4 protein-coding genes are annotated in these 2,183 nt (G+C 32.0%); all 4 read left to right on the top strand.

Going from position 1 to position 2,183, the window contains the following annotated elements; translation table 11 throughout:
* Window positions 1-222 precede the first annotated feature (222 nt).
* The 4 genes from WA340_RS05680 to WA340_RS05665 all read left to right on the top strand — a co-directional run bounded on the left by WA340_RS05680 (window position 223) and on the right by WA340_RS05665 (window position 2,081).
* Window positions 223-711 (top strand): hypothetical protein, encoded by a 489-nt coding sequence (locus tag WA340_RS05680; protein WP_336127798.1) that lies wholly within the window; start codon window positions 223-225, stop codon window positions 709-711.
* 133 nt (window positions 712-844) lie between these two features.
* Entirely contained in the window at window positions 845-1,369 is a 525-nt protein-coding gene (locus tag WA340_RS05675) for a gliding motility-associated C-terminal domain-containing protein (protein WP_336127796.1), read from the top strand.
* A 192-nt stretch (window positions 1,370-1,561) separates the two neighbouring features.
* Window positions 1,562-1,801, top strand: coding sequence for a ribbon-helix-helix domain-containing protein (locus tag WA340_RS05670; RefSeq protein WP_036578964.1), 240 nt, complete (start codon window positions 1,562-1,564; stop codon window positions 1,799-1,801).
* Entirely contained in the window at window positions 1,794-2,081 is a 288-nt protein-coding gene (locus WA340_RS05665) for a type II toxin-antitoxin system RelE/ParE family toxin (protein WP_040492734.1), read from the top strand. The genes WA340_RS05670 and WA340_RS05665 overlap by 8 nt, the downstream gene beginning before the upstream one ends.
* Window positions 2,082-2,183 lie beyond the last annotated feature (102 nt).

Below are 2,183 nucleotides of genomic sequence, written 5' to 3'. Positions count from 1 at the left end.
TAGTCTCTGCGTATATCATAACCTTATTCCTCTCTTTGGTTCTTTATGATTAAATGTTAAAGTTAATAGATTGCTAACTTAAGTAGTATAAAAATAATGCGTAAGTTTATTCCTAAATTTAAAGTTAGTGCTTGTTTGCTTGCATCTGATTTTCCTTCGGAAAATCCTCGCACTCAAACTACGCACTATTCTTATACGTAACCGTTGTGTACAATGCCGAAAATGATAAAGAAATTTAACCTAAAGCTGATTTTATTAGAGTGTTTTGCTTTGATTTTTATCATTAGCGGATTGAAACGCTTATATGTCGCATATAATGGAAGACTTTTCGACGCTTTAATGAATGACGATTGGGAAAAATTTAAAAGTCTGACTGACGTGCGAATTGGACAATTTTTCGCTGACCAAGCTTATTGGACTTTAGCTAGTTTAATAATCGGAATTTTAGCAGTTGGACTGGTAAATTGGAAATATAAATTCGGAATCATAAACTCAATAGTAGTTCTAATTCTGACATTCGGAATTTCTGCAACTGGAATTTACTCATCTGGAATTATAAACAGATACTTGAATTACTTTTGCGGATTTTTCGCTAAAGGATATGGAATGGCTTTTCTAATTGGTGGTTTGATAATATTATTAACTGGAATCACTATGATGTGGAAAACCATAACAATGAATAAAAAGCACAGTACACAACAACGGCTATAATCCATTGCGGCTGAAATTCCTATCGGAATTTCATTGCAATTTACTATCTTTCGGCTACGGCGGAAAGAATCCTGCGGATTTTTCCGCAACGTATCATAGCCAAACACGTTACCCACAATTAAACAAAACTCATATGAAAAACAGAATTACGATTTTATTTACAATTATCTTATCATTTTTTTTGACTTTTAGTTGTAATGATAACGATGATGAACCTGAACAAGAACCTGAATTAGAAACTTTTTTATGTTGTGGAGAAAACCCATTCTCGAATTCTAATGTTGATAATCTTGACCAAACTATGGGAGAAATTATTCCGAGTGGAGCTTTTTCACCAAATGGAGACGGATTAAATGACACGTTCGCAATCCAAAACATAGACCTTTATGCAAATAATACTGTAATCATTTATGATATAGATGATAATGTTGTTTTTGAAACAAATAATTATGAGACGAATCCGTTCGTTGGTTTAAACCAATCAAATAGTTCAGAATTACCTTTTGGAACTTATAAATATAAAATTGTGATTGAGAATGAAACTACTTTTGTGGAATTTGGATATGTTTGTTTAATTAGGAATTTTTCCGAATCGGGAGATTTTAGTTTTATAAATTGCACTGCTGAAGACCCAAACGACCCATTATTAGCACAATAACTGTGGGTAACACCGTGTATAATTAATTGCTTTGGCAAGTGCCTACTTGGAAAATTCCTTCGGAATTTTCTCGCGCTCGTTTTTGTTTACTAAATTAGTTGCTTAAACACGCAACTAACCATACACAAAACCGTTGCCCATAATTTGGAAATGATGCGTATTTGATGTATATTTACACCAAACAATTGAATTATGTCAAGACAAAGTATATCATTTACAGAACCTAACGACGAATGGCTGAAAGCACAAGTCAATGGAAAAGAATATTCAAGCAAAAGCGAATTAGTAAACGATTTAATTAGACAAGCTAGAAAACAACAAGTCGAAATTGATTGGGTTCGAACTAAATTGGAAAAAGCTGAAAATAGCGGATTTACAAGCGAATCAAAAAATGAAATTTTAGCTCAATCAAAAACTTTACTGAATGGCTAAATATCGATTAAGTAACGAAGCAAAAAATGACTTAATCCGAATCCATCACTATGGAGTTAAAAAATTTGGAATGACTCAAGCGGATAAATATTTTGAATCATTCTTTGAATATTTTGAAATTATTTCTCAAAGGCCTTTTTCATTCGAGTCAGTTGATTATATAAAAAAAGACTACCGAAGATGTGTCTGTGGAATAGATAGTATTTACTATAAAATAAATAATGACGTTGTTGAAATAATGGCAATTGTCGGAAGACAAGATTTAAACGACATACTGTAATCTGAATAATAAAAACTGTTGCCAACAAAGAACTGAGGCAATAAACAAGTAAAATATTAATTATTTATTGCTAGAGTACTTCTATGTTCACCATTGTAAGGC

The sequence above is a fragment of the Mesoflavibacter sp. CH_XMU1422-2 genome (genome assembly GCF_037029245.1).
GTDB lineage: Bacteria > Bacteroidota > Bacteroidia > Flavobacteriales > Flavobacteriaceae > Mesoflavibacter > Mesoflavibacter zeaxanthinifaciens.
Note: the sequence above shows the minus strand (reverse complement) of the source record. Positions and strands in the feature narration are given on the sequence as shown.

Excerpts from the sequence above, each read along its gene's own strand:
- WA340_RS05675 (WP_336127796.1), top strand. The coding sequence starts at position 845 with ATGAAAAACAGAATTACGATTTTATTTACAATTATCTTATCATTTTTT.
- WA340_RS05680 (WP_336127798.1), top strand. The coding sequence starts at position 223 with ATGATAAAGAAATTTAACCTAAAGCTGATTTTATTAGAGTGTTTTGCT.
- WA340_RS05670 (WP_036578964.1), top strand. The coding sequence starts at position 1,562 with ATGTCAAGACAAAGTATATCATTTACAGAACCTAACGACGAATGGCTG.
- WA340_RS05665 (WP_040492734.1), top strand. The coding sequence starts at position 1,794 with ATGGCTAAATATCGATTAAGTAACGAAGCAAAAAATGACTTAATCCGA.